This window comes from Pseudomonas sp. Z5-35 (assembly GCF_051131945.1).
GTDB classification, from domain to species: domain Bacteria; phylum Pseudomonadota; class Gammaproteobacteria; order Pseudomonadales; family Pseudomonadaceae; genus Aquipseudomonas; species Aquipseudomonas marvdashtae.
The window spans coordinates 2,004,694-2,019,284 of the sequence record NZ_CP071640.1 but is presented as its reverse complement, the minus strand read 5'-3'; the positions used below and the strand labels follow the sequence as shown (position 1 = coordinate 2,019,284).

The following is a 14,591-nucleotide window of genomic DNA, read 5'->3' as shown; positions in this document are numbered from 1 at the left end:
TGCCCGTCGCTCGGACAATACAAACCGGCATCTGAGTGATGATACTGGAGGGAGGGTCCGCATAGGCAATCTACGAAGCCTTGGCGATGGCATCGGGCGCGCTCGCTGCGAAGCGCCACGCTCAAGACCAGATGGCCGTCTCGGTATTGATCTCGGCAACAGATGTAGCGTTGAACTGCCGCTGGCGATGCAAATCATCGCGCATTTTCGGGTAATTGAAGTTCTTGGTTCCCAGCTCTTTCAAAACCAGACTAGAAATTTTGTACGTGCCGCAATCCGCGCAGTCGACGCGTTCACCGCCTTGATCTTCTTCGCACTGCTGCGCTTCCAGCCCGCATAGATAGCACTTCATACCCGATCTCCTGTTAGCCAATACTTAGGAGATCGCCTCGTCAGAGTAGAAGTTTCAATTTGTGGAACGACGGGCAGGGGGAGTTTACGGCGCTATATCATTGGCCCATCTCACAACCGTGCCCTGCTTCGTTTTTCCGCTTAGGGAAAAGGCGGATCCGCCGCGAAATCCGTAGGGATATTAAGAAAGGAATGCCAAGCATCCACAGCGTCATGATGACGCTGGGCGGCATCCTCCCAAAAAGGACCGGATACCTCTTTCATCGGCACTGGAATTGACCCATGCATTTCCCACCCTGACCCCTGCTCCGTGGATCAACCCCCTTGTTTGCCAGGGCAACGTTGCAACTGCTGGCGGATGCCTTTCGGCGCTTTATCTGGTGGGATGGTTGGTTGAATCCTGGTTCGATGCCGACAAGCGCCGTGCGACGTTGCTCCCTGTCCTGCCCGCTGGGCAGCAGGCGCTGTATGATGCGCTGATCGGGCTCAGTATCCGATAAGGAGAAGTTGCCGCCTCCCGACAAAAAACGCGACATGGCATGTCATCTAATTGGTAGTTAGAACTCAGGAAGAGATCCCCGATGCCCCGAGAAGTTGAGCTCATCAAGTCCGTGCCGGTCCCCTTGAGGTCCGGCGTCACTCACCTTTACACGTCGACGAACCTGGCAGACGCTTTTGCGATTCAGCTCCCTGCGGGCACCTCCAGCGACCCAGACTTGCTCGCGCGATTCATCCTTTCCCACCAGCCATCCTGGATCGGATGGCTCATGAAAGTCCGAGACACTGTCGTTGCCTGTTTTGGGCTCAAGACAGCCAGACATCTGGCGACACTTGCTCATCGGATTCAAATCTTCAAGGTCTACAGCACGAACCAGACTGAAATCGTGTTGGGAGAGGACGACAAGCACCTCGACTTCCGGATATCGATCCTCTGCTCTGAAGAGGCAGAGCCGGAAGGTACTCGCCAACTGGTTTTTTCAACCGTGGTCAAGTGCCACAACCGTCTGGGCCGGGCCTACATTTTCGTCATTGCCCCGTTTCACCGCTTGGTTGTTAAGGCGAGTCTGCGCCGTGCAGCACGCATTGGTTGGCCTTTGGCCGCCTGAGCCGCGACGCCGCAACCCCCGTAGCGAGGGAGCTCGCTCCCGCTGGGTGGCGAAGCCGCCCTAAAAAGGATGGCGCGGTTATACAGACAAACCGCAAAGACTGAGGACAAAAGACTGGGGACAGACCAAGGTTCTGAGCTAAGAAATTGGCAAAGGAGATTTGAACATGAGCCAACACCTGACGACATTTGACATGGCGGCACTGCTCGATAGCGACGAAGCAATCAATGAGTACCTTTCTCAGGTGCTGGCTGATGGTGATAGCGAGGAGTTTCTCCGAGCGATCGGCTATGTAGCCAAGGCCCGAGGCATGGCGCAGATCGCTAAGGACTCTGGCATGGGGCGAGAAAGTTTATATAAGGCGTTCGCACCCGGATCAAAACCGAGATTCGATACCGTACTCAAGGTTATTCATGCGCTAGGCATTGATCTTCATGCGCAGCCTGGGCATGCGGCTAATCATTCACCTGCCTGACGAACGGATTGCACAGCGGGGACAACCACGATTGTGAGCTCACTTATAATCGGACCGTCTCACAATCGTAGTCTGTCCCCGTTCTCCTTATGATCGAATCCGTTCGATGGAAGCTCTCAGCGAAGCAAAGCAAGATAAATCTGTCCCTTTTTCCTCCGCAGCTCGATTAACGCGAGCGCTGCTCCTTCATGTAAATTGAAAGGCAACGAAAAACCCGGCACGATGGCCGGGTTATCCGACGTCATGCTGTTCAGCAATCTACTTAGCACCACCATTCTCACGATTCGTCTGGGCGTCTTGGTCAGAACCCGGGTTGCCAGGAGGCGGGCTCCAGTCCTCCGGTCTCTCGCCAGTGCCCTGCTTCGGCTCAGACTTAGCTTGCTCCAGCCTGGATCCATGGCCTTCGCCTGCGTCGGGCGTCTTTTCATCTGGCCCGGAGTACGGCGCTTCGGGGCCGTTATTGTCATCCACCATGCTATGTCTCCTCTAATGCGCGGAATCTGCGCTATATAGCTGAGAGGCAGCGCTCTGAATGAAAGTGCTATGGCGTCGACGAGCGGACAATAAAAAGCCCGGCTTGATGGCCGGGCTGCTCTTGTTAGTTTTTGCAGACTTCCTGCGGAGGCGCAGCAGGCGTCAGCTTCTTGGGAATCACAATTGAAGTGCCAGGAAAAGCGGCGAGTTCAAAAACCGCGAACATGCAAACAAGCGGCTGCTGACCATCTTTGTTTGGTCTGCTACTCACCCCTGCCAAAACTTCGTAGTCCTTCCCTGGTCCCAGCGTGTAAACAAGCGCCTGGTCAGCGCAGGCCCAGTAAGAGTTGCCATTGCCACCAACGGTCGCGCCTAGGGTCGCCATTTGGAATGGCAGATCAGTCCTAACGCGATACTCGGTTACGACTTCTTTGTAAGCCCCTTCGCCCATCCGAATGGCAGGGACGTACTGAGCGAGAGTAGGGAAAACTCGTTGCGGCATGCCAAGGCTCGCCGACTTCTGGGGTACTGCGGATAGTTGATGTTCGCCGTCCCGTCCCGCCCGAAACGTCCGGCTTCAGCCATTTTATGCCGGGTAGCAGGAGCACAACTGCCGGTGATGCTATCGCCGAACACGTCGGAGTTCGTAATAACGCGAACACGCGCCATTCCCTCCGATTGAGCAGGCTCTTCGTATGGAACCGAAGGTATTCCAGAGCAACCAGCAAGTGCTAGAAAAGTTACGAAAGTGACGACTCGCATGACCATTTCCTTATGTACTCGACAACTCAACATCCGACACTACGGCGATTGGATACGTTGGGTTGGACGTCGAATGAGCGTTGTGAGGTGGGATGTAAAAGCTTTGGGAAAGCTTGGAACGCATCCAACAAAAAAGGGCCCACCTTTCGGTGAGCCCTTCTAGACCGCCCAGCAGAGCGGATTTTGTTTGGTAGGCGCGATTGGACTCGAACCAACGACCCCCACCATGTCAAGGTGGTGCTCTAACCAACTGAGCTACGTGCCTGCTGTGAGGCGGCATTCTACGGAATTCCGGAGGGGTGTCAATACCTTTTTTTTCACCTAACCCTATGAATATGCAAAATATTTAATTTCGGTAATCCACCGAAGATTCGGGGGGTGGCTGGCGGCAGATTTTTAACTCGGGTAGGATCGCTGCATTCGTAAAAAATATAAAACAGAGGTTCCAGAATGGCGAACACAGCCTACCCAGCGTCATATTACGCCGCTTCGGCCAATCCGGCGCCTTCGCGCCCTGCCCTGCAGGATGACGTCGAAACCGATGTGTGCGTGATCGGCGCCGGTTATACCGGCCTGTCGTCTGCACTGTTTTTGCTGGAGAACGGTTTCAAGGTCACCGTGCTTGAGGCGGCCAAGGTGGGCTTTGGCGCGTCGGGTCGCAACGGCGGGCAGATCGTTAACAGTTACAGCCGCGACATTGATGTGATCGAGCGCAGCGTCGGTCCGCAGCAGGCGCAGTTGCTGGGCGACATGGCGTTCGAGGGCGGGCGGATCATTCGCGAGCGGGTAGCGAAGTATCAGATTCAGTGTGATCTGAAGAACGGTGGTGTATTCGCCGCCCTCACCGCTAAACAGATGGGCCATCTGGAGTCGCAGAAGCGTTTATGGGAGCGTTTCGGTCATACCCAATTGGAACTGATGGATCAGCGACGTATTCGCGAGGTGGTGGCTTGCGATGAGTATGTGGGCGGCATGCTCGACATGAGCGGCGGGCATATTCATCCGCTCAACCTGGCCTTGGGCGAAGCAGCGGCGGTGGAGTCGCTGGGTGGGATCATTTATGAGCAGTCGCCGGCGGTGCGCATTGAGCGCGGCGCCAGTCCGGTGGTGCATACCCCGCAGGGCAAGGTCAGGGCCAAGTTCATTATCGTGGCGGGCAACGCTTACTTGGGCAACCTGGTGCCGGAGCTGGCGGCCAAGTCCATGCCGTGCGGCACGCAGGTAATCGCCACCGAGCCGCTGGGCGATGAACTGGCTCGCAGCCTATTGCCCCAGGATTATTGCGTGGAGGACTGCAACTACTTGCTCGATTACTACCGGCTGACCGGCGACAAGCGCCTTATCTTCGGTGGCGGCGTGGTGTATGGCGCGAGGGATCCGGCGAACATTGAGGCGATCATTCGGCCGAAGATGCTCAAGGCGTTCCCGCAGCTCAAGGATGTGAAGATCGACTACGCCTGGACCGGAAATTTCCTGCTGACGCTGTCGCGTCTTCCGCAGGTCGGGCGGCTGGGGGATAACATTTATTATTCCCAGGGCTGCAGCGGCCATGGCGTGACGTATACGCACTTGGCGGGCAAGGTCTTGGCCGAGGCGCTGCGTGGTCAGGCTGAGCGTTTTGATGCGTTTGCGGACCTGCCCCACTACCCTTTCCCAGGCGGTCAGTTGTTGCGTACGCCTTTTGCGGCGTTGGGGGCTTGGTATTACGGGTTGCGGGATAAGTTGGGGTTCTGAAGCGGCCAACAACAAGGGCTGCTTCGCAGCCCAGCGGGAGCAAGCTCCCTCGCCACGGGGCCTGTTCCAATCTTTCAAATTCCGAAAACAAAAAACCCCGGTCTTTCGACCAGGGTCCTTGCTATCGACTAGAAGATAACTTTGCAGCTTTCTTCTTAGCTTCAAGGCGTTCAGTGGGCCTCGAAGCAGATATGGCGCAGCGGACGGGACTCGAACCCGCGACCCCCGGCGTGACAGGCCGGTATTCTAACCGACTGAACTACCGCTGCGTATCGCTATGGACTTGCGTCCAGTTAACTCGTCTGATCTAAACCCTTGGGCTTAAATCTCGAACCAGGCGAACCTGCTTCGGAAAATATGGCGCAGCGGACGGGACTCGAACCCGCGACCCCCGGCGTGACAGGCCGGTATTCTAACCGACTGAACTACCGCTGCGCGTCGGTGGAGGCTTTTGACAGCTTCCATCTTGCTTTCGCAAGACTCTCAAGAAACATGGTGGGTGATGACGGGATCGAACCGCCGACATTCTGCTTGTAAGGCAGACGCTCTCCCGGCTGAGCTAATCACCCTTTGCTGCGTTGAGGCCGCGAAATTTACGCAGGTACCGAAGCTAAGTCAATAGCAGCGTTGGATTTTTTTCAAAAACAGTTTCAAGCGGCGAGCTTCAAGCGACAGGTCAAAAGCAGTGGAGCCGCACCACCCTGCTTGCAGCTCAAAACTTGCCGCTTGTAGCTGCTCTTCATTGATAAATCATCTTCTTGGACATGCCGCCGTCAACGATGAATTCTTGGCCCGTGACGAAACTGGCGTTGCGCGACAACAACCACGCCACCATCGCCGCCACGTCTTCTACCGTGCCTACCCTGCCCGCCGGATGCTGGGCATGATCGGCGTCGGTCAATGGCTCTGCGCGACGTTGTGATGGGTCCCGCGCATCGATCCAGCCAGGGCTGACCGCGTTGACGCGGATCTCCGGGCCCAGGCTGATCGCCAGGGCGTGGGTCAGCGCCAACAGACCGCCCTTGCTTGCGGCATAGGCCTCGGTGTCGGGCTCCGATTGCGCGGCGCGGGTCGAGGCCAGGTTGACGATGGCGCCGTTGTGGGCACGCAGGTAAGGCGCGCAATGCTTGGCCAGCAGCATCGGCCCGCCGAGGTTCACCGCCAGGACCCGGTTCCAGTGAGCCAGGTCCAGGCTTTCCAGGATGATGTTGTGCGGGTCGGCGATGGCCGCGTTGCACACCAGCGCGTCGAGCCGCCCGAACTGTCCGAGCACCTCGGCAATACCGGTGGCGACCTGCGCCTCGTCCGCCACATCCATCGTGACGAACCAGGCGTTGTCGCCCAGGGTTTTCGCTACCTTGGAACCACGCTCGCGGTCCAGATCGGTCAGCACCACTTGCCAGCCTTCACAGATCAGCCAAGCGGCAATGCCCAGGCCGATCCCCCGCGCGGCGCCCGTCACCAGGGCAACCCGGCCGTGAATACCGCTCGGCGGCGTTGCCAGCTCGATCACAGGGCCGCCAACCCGCGGGCCAGGTCGGCTTGCAGGTCCGCTACGTCTTCCAGGCCGACCGCAACGCGGATCAGGCTATCGCGAATGCCCGCCGCTTCACGCTCCTGTGGCGACAGGCGGCCATGGGACGTGGTGCTCGGGTGCGTGATGGTGGTCTTGCTGTCACCCAGGTTGGCGGTGATGGAAATCAATCGAGTGGCATCGATGAAGCGCCAGGCGCCCTCCTTGCCTCCCTTGACCTCGAAACTCACCACCGCGCCGAAACCGCGTTGCTGGCGCGCCGCCAAATCGTGTTGCGGATGGCTCTTGAGCCCGGCGTAATGGACTTTCTCGATGCCGTCCTGCTGCTCCAGCCACTCGGCCAGGAGCTGGGCGTTGGCGCAATGGGCTTTCATGCGCAGGCCGAGGGTTTCCAGGCCTTTGAGGAAGATCCAGGCGTTGAACGGGCTGAGGGTCGGCCCGGCAGTGCGCAGGAAACCCACCACTTCTTTCATCTGCTCGCCACGACCGGCGACAACGCCGCCCATGCAACGGCCCTGGCCGTCGATGAACTTGGTGGCCGAATGCACCACCACGTCCGCGCCCAATTTGAGCGGCTGTTGCAGCGCCGGGGTGCAGAAGCAATTGTCGACCACCAGCATGGCGCCCTTGGCGTGGGCGATTTCCGCCAGCGCGGCGATGTCGACCAGTTCGGCGAGCGGATTGGATGGCGATTCAACAAACAGCAGCTTGGTATTGGCCTTGACCGCGGCATCCCAAGCGGACAGGTCCGCCAGGGGTACGTAATCGACCTCCACGCCAAAGCGCTTGAAGTACTTCTCGAACAGGCTGATGGTCGAGCCAAAGACGCTGCGCGACACCAGTACATGATCGCCGGCGCTGCACAGGCTCATCACGACCGCCATGATCGCGGCCATGCCGGTGGCGGTGGCGACGGCTTGCTCGGCACCTTCCAGGGCGGCGATGCGCTCCTCGAAAGCCCGGACGGTGGGATTGGTATAACGCGAATAGACGTTGCCCGGCACCTCGCCAGCAAAGCGCGCCGCAGCATCGGCGGCGGTGCGGAAGACGTAGCTGGAGGTGAAGAACATCGGATCGCCATGCTCGGCTTCCGGTGTACGGTGTTGACCCGCGCGAACCGCCAGGGTATCGAACGCTACGCCTTCAAGGTCGCTGTCCAGCCGACCGGCATCCCAATCCTGACTCATGCTGTCACTCCTTAATCGGTTAAACGCAAACCGGCCCCTCAGGGCCGGTTCGTTAATCAGTTGTTGTACAGATCGATGATCGCGCTGACCGCCTGAGTCTTGGCCTTGGACGCATCGTTACGCGCGTTCTCGATCCGGTTCAGGTAGGCCTCGTCGATGTCGCCGGTGACGTACTTGCCGTCGAATACCGCGCAATCGAACTGCTCGATCTTGATCTTGCCGCCGCCGACCGCTTCGATCAGGTCCGGCAGGTCCTGGTAGATCAGCCAGTCGGCGCCGATCAGGTCGGCGACTTCCTGGGTCGTGCGGTTATGAGCGATCAGCTCATGGGCACTCGGCATGTCGATGCCGTAGACGTTCGGGTAGCGCACGGCCGGGGCCGCCGAGCAGAAATATACGTTCTTGGCACCCGCTTCGCGGGCCATCTGGATGATCTGCTTGCAGGTGGTGCCGCGCACGATGGAGTCGTCCACCAGCATCACGTTCTTGCCGCGGAATTCCAACTCGATCGCGTTGAGCTTCTGGCGTACGGATTTTTTCCGCGCAGCCTGGCCCGGCATGATGAAGGTACGGCCGATGTAGCGGTTCTTCACGAAGCCTTCGCGGAACTTCACGCCCAGGTGGTTCGCCAGCTCCAGGGCGGCGGTTCGGCTGGTGTCCGGGATCGGGATGACCACGTCGATGTCGTGGTCCGGACGCTCGCGCAGGATCTTGTCGGCCAGCTTCTCGCCCATGCGCAGGCGCGCCTTGTAGACCGAGATACCGTCGATGATCGAGTCCGGGCGCGCCAGGTAGACGTGCTCGAAGATGCACGGGGTCAGGCTCGGGTTGGTCGCGCACTGGCGGGTATACAGCTTGCCGTCTTCAGTGATGTAGACCGCTTCGCCCGGGGCCAGGTCGCGAATCAGGGTAAAGCCCAGCACGTCCAGGGACACGCTTTCGGAGGCGATCATGTACTCGACACCCTCGTCGGTATGACGCTGGCCGAATACGATCGGACGAATGCCGTGAGGGTCACGGAAACCGACAATGCCGTAGCCGGTGATCATCGCCACCACCGAGTAGCCACCGACACAACGGTTGTGCACGTCGGTCACGGCGGCGAACACGTCCTCTTCGGTCGGCTGCAGCTTGCCGCGCTGGGCCAGCTCGTGGGCGAACACGTTGAGCATCACTTCCGAGTCGGAACTGGTGTTGACGTGGCGCAAGTCAGATTCGTAGATCTCCTTGGCCAGTTGCTCGACATTGGTCAGGTTGCCGTTGTGCGCCAGGGTGATGCCGTACGGCGAGTTGACGTAGAACGGCTGGGCCTCGGCCGACGTCGAGCTGCCTGCTGTCGGATAACGCACATGCCCAATGCCCATGTGGCCAACCAGGCGCTGCATGTGGCGCTGATGGAACACGTCGCGCACCAGGCCATTGTCCTTGCGCAGGAACAACCGGCCGTCATGGCTGGTCACGATACCGGCAGCGTCCTGGCCGCGGTGCTGGAGCACGGTTAGCGCGTCATACAGCGCCTGATTGACGTTCGACTTACCGACGATACCGACGATGCCACACATGCGACGCAACCCCTACTTAATGGATCTGAACTGAACAACACTCACTGCGGCGTTTTGGCCATCGGCAAGAGGTGTTCCTTGAACGGTATTTCAGCGGGTACGCTGATACCGCTGGCAAGCCACTGACTGCTCCAACCCAGGATCAGGTTCTTGGACCAGTCTGCGACCAATAGAAATTGTGGCACGAGCCGGGACTCCTGCCACCACGTATCCTGTTGTACCGGCCCCAGGCTCAGCAGCCCGACGGCCACGACCACCAGCAACGCGCCACGCGCCGCGCCGAAGGCCATGCCCAGGAACCGGTCCGTCCCGGAAAGCCCGGTGACGCGAATCAGTTCGCCGATCAGATAATTGATCATTGCGCCCACCAGCAAGGTGGCGATAAACAAGATGGCACAGCCCGCGATCACGCGAGCCGATGGGGTTTCGATGTATCCGGCGAGGTACTGGGACAGCGAGCCACCAAACATCCAGGCTACGACTCCCGCGATGATCCAAGTCAGTAGCGAGAGGGCTTCCTTGACGAAGCCGCGGCTCAGACTGATCAATGCGGAGATGGCGACGATTGCAACGATCGCCCAGTCAACCCAGGTAAATGGCACGGTGCAGCCTACAGACGGATAAGGCGGCGCATTTTAGCAGAGCGCAGGGCTGTCGGTAAGCTGCATGGCTCAAATCAGCTAAATGGCCGTTCAACCGCGCTCTGGCTGGAAACGCACCACGAAACCCTTGAGGTTCTGCTGGCGATTGAGCAGGTCACGCAGGCGGTCGGCTTCGGCACGCTCGATCAGCGGGCCGACAAACACCCGGTTCTTGCCATCGGCGGAACGGATATACGCGTTATAGCCTTGGCTGCGCAGGTTTTTCTGCAGTTTTTCAGCGCTTTCGCGGCTGGTGAGGCTCGCCAGTTGCACTGACCAACTGACCGACAGGCCGTTGGCATCGACGCGACTTTGCGTGGTGTCCGGCTTGGTGGCGGGGGTGATCGGCTGGCTTGGCGGCGGCTTGACTGATGGTGTGGCCGGAACAGGTGTTGGCGCAACGACCGGCTTGCTCGGCGCCGACGGATCAGGCGCTACAGCAGCGGGGGCGGAGGCAGTCGGCGCGGAAGGCTCAGCGGATTGCCCGGCCAGTTCCTCGTCACTCGGAACAGGCTCTTGAGGCAATGCCTGCGGCTCGGGCACCGCCACCGGCTCGACCTGTACCGGCGGCACGGCGGGCGCCTGGGGCGCGGCGGGCGCATCAACCGTGACCTGGCGCTGCTCGTCCTGACGGGAAAACAGCATCGGCAGGAAAATCACTGCCAGGGCCACCAATACCAAGGCCCCGACCATGCGCTGCTTGTACGCTTTATCCAGCAATGCCATCTGCAGCTTCCTCCGTGGAGCGCCGGGCTAGCCATTGAAGGGCCTCGGCAACGCAAAAAAATGATCCGAACAGCAGGATCTCATCAGCGGCCGTCGCCAGGGCGCACTGCCCTTCCAACGCGTCAGCCACGCTGCCATGGGCATCAACCGAAGCGCCACGACGCTGCAGCGCTGCCTGCAACTCGCTTGCCGGACGCGAGCGCGGTGAATCCAGCGGCGCCACGGCCCAATGCTGGACACTAGCATTCAACGCGTCGACAACGCCATCCAAGTCCTTGTCCGACAGCAGCCCGAACACCGCCAAACGCTTGCCTGCCACCGACCGTCGCGCCAGGCGCTCGGCCAGGTACTGGGCCGCATGGGGGTTATGGCCGACATCCAGCAGCAGGTTGATGCGCTTGCCTTGCCAATCGAACGAGCGGCGGTCGAGACGACCGACGACGCGGGTTGCCTGCAACGCCTGCACAATCTGCCCGGCGTCCCAAGGCAAGCCCAACAACGAGTAAGCCTGGAGCGCCAGCGCGGCGTTTTCCATCGGCAGGTCGAGCAGCGGCAGATCGTGCAGCTCCACCGGGTTGCCCTTGGCATCGGTGCCGCGCCACTGCCAATGCTGCTCGGTCATCGCCAGGTCGAAATCCCGTCCGCGCAGGAAGAATGGGCAGCACAGCTCGCGAACCTTGTCCAGCAAAGGCTGCGGCGGATCGAGGTCGCCACAGAGCGCGGGCGCGCCCTGGCGGAAGATGCCGGCTTTTTCGAACGCCACGGATTCGCGGGTATCGCCCAGGTAATCGGCATGGTCCACGCCGATGCTGGTAACCAGCGCGACGTCCGCATTGACAAGGTTGACCGCGTCCAGCCGTCCGCCCAGGCCGACTTCCAGCACGACGGCATCCAGGCCGGCACGGGCGAACAACCAGAACGCTGCGAGGGTGCCCATCTCAAAATAGGTCAGGGAAATCTCGCCTCGCCCGGCTTCCACCGCCGCGAAGGCTTCGCACAGCTCGGCATCAGTGGCTTCGACGCCATTGACCATGACCCGTTCGTTATAGCGCAGCAGGTGCGGCGAGCTGTAGACCCCGACGCTCAGCCCCTGGGTACGCAGCAACGAAGCCACGAAGGCGCAGGTCGAGCCTTTGCCATTGGTGCCGGTGACCGTGATGACCCGGGGCGCCGGCTTGGCCAGTCCCATGCGGGACGCTACCGTTTGCGAGCGCTCCAGCCCCATGTCAATGGCCGATGGATGCAACTGCTCGAGGTAGGCAAGCCAGTCGCCCAGGGTACGTTGGGTCATAGGCCAGCAGGCGCCGGTGGAACCACAATCGGCTCGATCGGTGCGGCGACGAAGGTCGGCGTCGGCAGACCCATCAGTTGCGCCAGCAGGTTGCCCAGGCGCGGACGCAGCTCCTGGCGGTGGATGATCATGTCGATGGCGCCGTGTTCCAGCAGGAACTCACTGCGCTGGAAGCCTTCCGGCAGCTTCTCGCGCACGGTCTGCTCGATCACACGCGGGCCGGCAAAGCCGATCAGCGCCTTCGGCTCGCCGACGATGACATCGCCGAGCATAGCCAGGCTGGCAGAAACGCCGCCGTAGACCGGGTCGGTCAGCACCGAGATGAACGGAATGCCTTCTTCACGCAGACGCGCCAGCACCGCCGAGGTCTTGGCCATTTGCATCAGGGAAATCAGCGCTTCCTGCATCCGCGCACCGCCGGAAGCGGCGAAGCAGATCATTGGGCAGCGATTTTCCAGGGCATGGTTGGCAGCACGCACGAAGCGCTCGCCGACGATGGCACCCATCGAGCCGCCCATGAAGGAAAATTCGAAAGCCGAGACCACCACCGGCATGCCCAGCAGGGTGCCGCTCATGGATACCAAGGCGTCCTTTTCACCGGTCTGCTTCTGGGCAGCGGTCAGGCGATCCTTGTATTTCTTGCCGTCGCGGAATTTCAGGCGGTCGACTGGCTCCAGCTCGGCGCCCAGCTCCACGCGGCCTTCTGCGTCGAGGAAAATATCGATACGGGCACGCGCGCCAATGCGCATGTGGTGGTTGCACTTGGGGCAAACGTCCAGGGTCTTTTCCAGCTCGGGACGGTACAGCACCGCCTCGCAGGAAGGACATTTGTGCCACAGACCTTCAGGCACCGAGCTTTTCTTCACCTCGGAACGCATGATCGAAGGGATCAGTTTGTCTACCAACCAGTTGCTCATGCTTTCTTTCTCCAGTACCGGCGGCCCGAACGCTTTGGTTCGCGGCCCCGCGTATGCCCTTGAGCTCAAATTCATTGTGCGGCGAGGATTGAGAAACCACCGCGGTCAGCGCGAAACATGACCTGCGTCCAGCCCAACCATCCCCTGCCATCCCGGCAACCGCTCCACGGCGATTGCCCCTACGCTATCGGCCCACCCGGAGGCGGCGCCTGCCTGCTTTGTACAGTGCAGGTATGGACGGCGGCAGTCTGCCAGCCGTCACATTGACTACTGGCTGCCGCGAACTGCCGCCATGAATGCACGAATCTTCGCCGGATCCTTGATGCCCTTGGCCTGCTCCACCCCGCCACTGACGTCCACCGCATAGGGGCGAACCTGGGCGATGGCTGCGGCGACGTTCTCCGCCGTCAGGCCGCCGGCGAGGATGATCGGCTTGTCCAGGCCTTGCGGCACCAGCGACCAATCGAACGCTTCGCCGGTGCCGCCAGGAACGCCCTCCACATAGGTGTCCAGCAAGATACCGCTGGCACCAGCAAAAGCCGCGCAACTGCCCGCGATGTCGTCACCGGCCTTGACCCGCAACGCCTTGATATACGGGCGATGCCAACCTTCGCAATCGGCGGGTGTCTCGTCACCGTGAAACTGCAGCAGGGCCAGCGGCACCGCATCGAGTATCTCGCCCAGCTCGCAACGGCTGGCGTTGACGAACAGGCCAACCGGCGTGACGAACGGCGGCAGCGCCCGGATGATCGCCCTCGCCTGTTGCACCGTCACCGCTCGCGGGCTCTTGGCGTAGAACACCAGCCCGATGGCGTCCGCACCGGCCTCGACCGCTGCCAGCGCATCTTCGACGCGGGTTATTCCGCATATCTTGCTGCGAACGACCGGCATGGTGGGTAAAACCTCAGGCAAATCCGTGAAAGTCCCGGATGGTAACAAATGCAACGAAGGCCGTCAGCCGTCGAGTTCCGAGAACCCCGTGAGGAAATGTGGCCCGATGTAACGCTCCGGCAGCTCGAACTCATCGTGGTATTGCACCTGCACCAGATACAAGCCAAACGGGTGCGCGGTGACGCCACCGGAACGGCGGATGCGGCTTTCAAGCACTTCCTTGATCCATTCCACCGGCCGCTCACCCGCGCCAATGGTCATCAGCACCCCGGCGATATTGCGCACCATGTGGTGCAGGAAGGCGCTGGCACGGATGTCGAGCACGATCATTTTGCCGTGACGGGTCACGCGCAAATGATGCAGCTCCTTGATCGGCGACTTGGCCTGGCACTGGCCGGCGCGAAAGGCGCTGAAATCATGGACACCGACCAGGCACTGCGCGGCCTCGGCCATGCGCTCGACGTCCAGCGGACGGTGGTTCCAAGTGATCTCTTCGTTCAGGTGCGCCGGGCGGATCTGGTCGTTGTAGATCACATAGCGATAACGCCGGGCGATGGCCTTGAAGCGCGCATGGAAGTGTGCAGGCATGGCCTTGGCCCAACTGACGCTGACGTCGTGGGGCAAGTTGATGTTAGCGCCCATCACCCAGGCTTTCATCGAACGCTCGACCTGAGTGTCGAAATGCACCACCTGGCCGCAGGCATGCACGCCGGCATCGGTCCGGCCGGCGCAATGCAGCGACACGGGCGAGTCGGCGACTTTGGACAGCGCGTTTTCGAGGGTTTCCTGCACCGTCAGTACCCCGGAGGCCTGACGTTGCCAGCCGCGATAGCGCGAGCCTTTGTATTCAACGCCCAGGGCGATCCGGAAAAAGCCGTCGGCCGCCATTTCGGCGGCCGGGTTGTCTATGTTTGCCAAGGAATTACAGCCTGCTGAGATA

General features: G+C 60.6%; 14 protein-coding genes, 4 tRNA genes and 1 pseudogene. 4 read left to right on the top strand and 15 right to left on the bottom strand.

Annotated elements, in window-relative coordinates; all coding sequences use genetic code 11:
* Positions 1-121: 121 nt before the first annotated feature.
* Positions 122-352 (bottom strand): hypothetical protein, encoded by a 231-nt coding sequence (locus tag J3P95_RS09500; RefSeq protein WP_434562412.1) that lies wholly within the window; start codon positions 350-352, stop codon positions 122-124.
* Positions 353-671: 319 nt separating this feature from the next.
* Here J3P95_RS09500 and J3P95_RS09495 point away from each other — a divergent pair.
* The 3 genes and pseudogenes from J3P95_RS09495 to J3P95_RS09485 all read left to right on the top strand — a co-directional run.
* Positions 672-851 (top strand): annotated as a pseudogene (locus J3P95_RS09495) (DJ-1/PfpI family protein); the annotation flags it as partial.
* Between the two features lie 81 nt (positions 852-932).
* On the top strand, positions 933-1,457 hold the full coding sequence (locus J3P95_RS09490; protein WP_434577687.1) for a DUF2867 domain-containing protein: 525 nt from the start codon (positions 933-935) through the stop codon (positions 1,455-1,457).
* Between the two features lie 166 nt (positions 1,458-1,623).
* Positions 1,624-1,932 (top strand): addiction module antidote protein, encoded by a 309-nt coding sequence (locus J3P95_RS09485; protein ID WP_434577689.1) that lies wholly within the window; start codon positions 1,624-1,626, stop codon positions 1,930-1,932.
* A 598-nt stretch (positions 1,933-2,530) separates the two neighbouring features.
* On the opposite strand, the gene J3P95_RS09480 is transcribed toward J3P95_RS09485, so the two are convergent.
* Together J3P95_RS09480 and J3P95_RS09475 are read right to left on the bottom strand one after the other, a co-directional pair.
* A complete protein-coding gene (locus J3P95_RS09480; RefSeq protein ID WP_434577691.1) occupies positions 2,531-2,908 on the bottom strand; it encodes a hypothetical protein in 378 nt (125 codons plus the stop codon).
* 448 nt (positions 2,909-3,356) lie between these two features.
* Positions 3,357-3,433, bottom strand: a tRNA-Val gene (locus J3P95_RS09475).
* 185 nt (positions 3,434-3,618) lie between these two features.
* Here J3P95_RS09475 and J3P95_RS09470 point away from each other — a divergent pair.
* Positions 3,619-4,902, top strand: coding sequence for an NAD(P)/FAD-dependent oxidoreductase (locus J3P95_RS09470; RefSeq protein ID WP_434562406.1), 1,284 nt, complete (start codon positions 3,619-3,621; stop codon positions 4,900-4,902).
* A 192-nt stretch (positions 4,903-5,094) separates the two neighbouring features.
* On the opposite strand, the gene J3P95_RS09465 is transcribed toward J3P95_RS09470, so the two are convergent.
* From J3P95_RS09465 to truA, 12 genes are all read right to left on the bottom strand, one after another.
* Positions 5,095-5,171 (bottom strand) — tRNA-Asp (locus J3P95_RS09465).
* 89 nt (positions 5,172-5,260) lie between these two features.
* Positions 5,261-5,337 (bottom strand) — tRNA-Asp (locus tag J3P95_RS09460).
* 58 nt (positions 5,338-5,395) lie between these two features.
* Positions 5,396-5,471, bottom strand: a tRNA-Val gene (locus tag J3P95_RS09455).
* A 170-nt stretch (positions 5,472-5,641) separates the two neighbouring features.
* On the bottom strand, positions 5,642-6,415 hold the full coding sequence (locus J3P95_RS09450; protein ID WP_434562404.1) for an SDR family oxidoreductase: 774 nt from the start codon (positions 6,413-6,415) through the stop codon (positions 5,642-5,644).
* Positions 6,412-7,623: an O-succinylhomoserine sulfhydrylase gene (locus tag J3P95_RS09445; RefSeq protein ID WP_434562402.1), complete on the bottom strand. Its 1,212-nt coding sequence runs from the start codon at positions 7,621-7,623 to the stop codon at positions 6,412-6,414. The genes J3P95_RS09450 and J3P95_RS09445 overlap by 4 nt, the downstream gene beginning before the upstream one ends.
* Positions 7,624-7,679: 56 nt before the next feature.
* Positions 7,680-9,185 (bottom strand): amidophosphoribosyltransferase, encoded by a 1,506-nt coding sequence (purF, locus tag J3P95_RS09440; RefSeq protein WP_030142021.1) that lies wholly within the window; start codon positions 9,183-9,185, stop codon positions 7,680-7,682.
* A gap of 41 nt (positions 9,186-9,226) precedes the next feature.
* On the bottom strand, positions 9,227-9,787 hold the full coding sequence (locus tag J3P95_RS09435; protein WP_003179770.1) for a CvpA family protein: 561 nt from the start codon (positions 9,785-9,787) through the stop codon (positions 9,227-9,229).
* A 90-nt stretch (positions 9,788-9,877) separates the two neighbouring features.
* On the bottom strand, positions 9,878-10,552 hold the full coding sequence (locus J3P95_RS09430) for an SPOR domain-containing protein (RefSeq protein ID WP_434577694.1): 675 nt from the start codon (positions 10,550-10,552) through the stop codon (positions 9,878-9,880).
* Positions 10,536-11,843, bottom strand: coding sequence for a bifunctional tetrahydrofolate synthase/dihydrofolate synthase (gene folC / locus J3P95_RS09425; RefSeq protein ID WP_434562396.1), 1,308 nt, complete (start codon positions 11,841-11,843; stop codon positions 10,536-10,538). The genes J3P95_RS09430 and folC overlap by 17 nt, the downstream gene beginning before the upstream one ends.
* Positions 11,840-12,760 carry an acetyl-CoA carboxylase, carboxyltransferase subunit beta gene (gene accD, locus J3P95_RS09420; RefSeq protein ID WP_186615503.1) on the bottom strand — a complete coding sequence of 307 codons (921 nt, stop codon included), beginning with the start codon at positions 12,758-12,760 and terminating at the stop codon, positions 11,840-11,842. Before accD ends, folC begins: the two co-directional genes overlap by 4 nt.
* Before the next feature lie 267 nt (positions 12,761-13,027).
* Positions 13,028-13,651, bottom strand: coding sequence for a phosphoribosylanthranilate isomerase (locus J3P95_RS09415; RefSeq protein WP_434577696.1), 624 nt, complete (start codon positions 13,649-13,651; stop codon positions 13,028-13,030).
* A gap of 63 nt (positions 13,652-13,714) precedes the next feature.
* A complete protein-coding gene (truA, locus tag J3P95_RS09410; RefSeq protein ID WP_434563758.1) occupies positions 13,715-14,539 on the bottom strand; it encodes a tRNA pseudouridine(38-40) synthase TruA in 825 nt (274 codons plus the stop codon).
* Positions 14,540-14,591 lie beyond the last annotated feature (52 nt).

Coding starts and splice junctions, on each gene's coding strand:
- J3P95_RS09415 (WP_434577696.1), bottom strand. CDS start 13,651: ATGCCGGTCGTTCGCAGCAAGATATGCGGAATAACCCGCGTCGAAGAT.
- accD (WP_186615503.1), bottom strand. CDS start 12,760: ATGAGCAACTGGTTGGTAGACAAACTGATCCCTTCGATCATGCGTTCC.
- J3P95_RS09470 (WP_434562406.1), top strand. CDS start 3,619: ATGGCGAACACAGCCTACCCAGCGTCATATTACGCCGCTTCGGCCAAT.
- J3P95_RS09500 (WP_434562412.1), bottom strand. CDS start 352: ATGAAGTGCTATCTATGCGGGCTGGAAGCGCAGCAGTGCGAAGAAGAT.
- J3P95_RS09480 (WP_434577691.1), bottom strand. CDS start 2,908: ATGCCGCAACGAGTTTTCCCTACTCTCGCTCAGTACGTCCCTGCCATT.
- J3P95_RS09430 (WP_434577694.1), bottom strand. CDS start 10,552: ATGGCATTGCTGGATAAAGCGTACAAGCAGCGCATGGTCGGGGCCTTG.
- truA (WP_434563758.1), bottom strand. CDS start 14,539: ATGGCGGCCGACGGCTTTTTCCGGATCGCCCTGGGCGTTGAATACAAA.
- folC (WP_434562396.1), bottom strand. CDS start 11,843: ATGACCCAACGTACCCTGGGCGACTGGCTTGCCTACCTCGAGCAGTTG.
- J3P95_RS09485 (WP_434577689.1), top strand. CDS start 1,624: ATGAGCCAACACCTGACGACATTTGACATGGCGGCACTGCTCGATAGC.
- J3P95_RS09445 (WP_434562402.1), bottom strand. CDS start 7,623: ATGAGTCAGGATTGGGATGCCGGTCGGCTGGACAGCGACCTTGAAGGC.
- J3P95_RS09490 (WP_434577687.1), top strand. CDS start 933: ATGCCCCGAGAAGTTGAGCTCATCAAGTCCGTGCCGGTCCCCTTGAGG.
- purF (WP_030142021.1), bottom strand. CDS start 9,185: ATGTGTGGCATCGTCGGTATCGTCGGTAAGTCGAACGTCAATCAGGCG.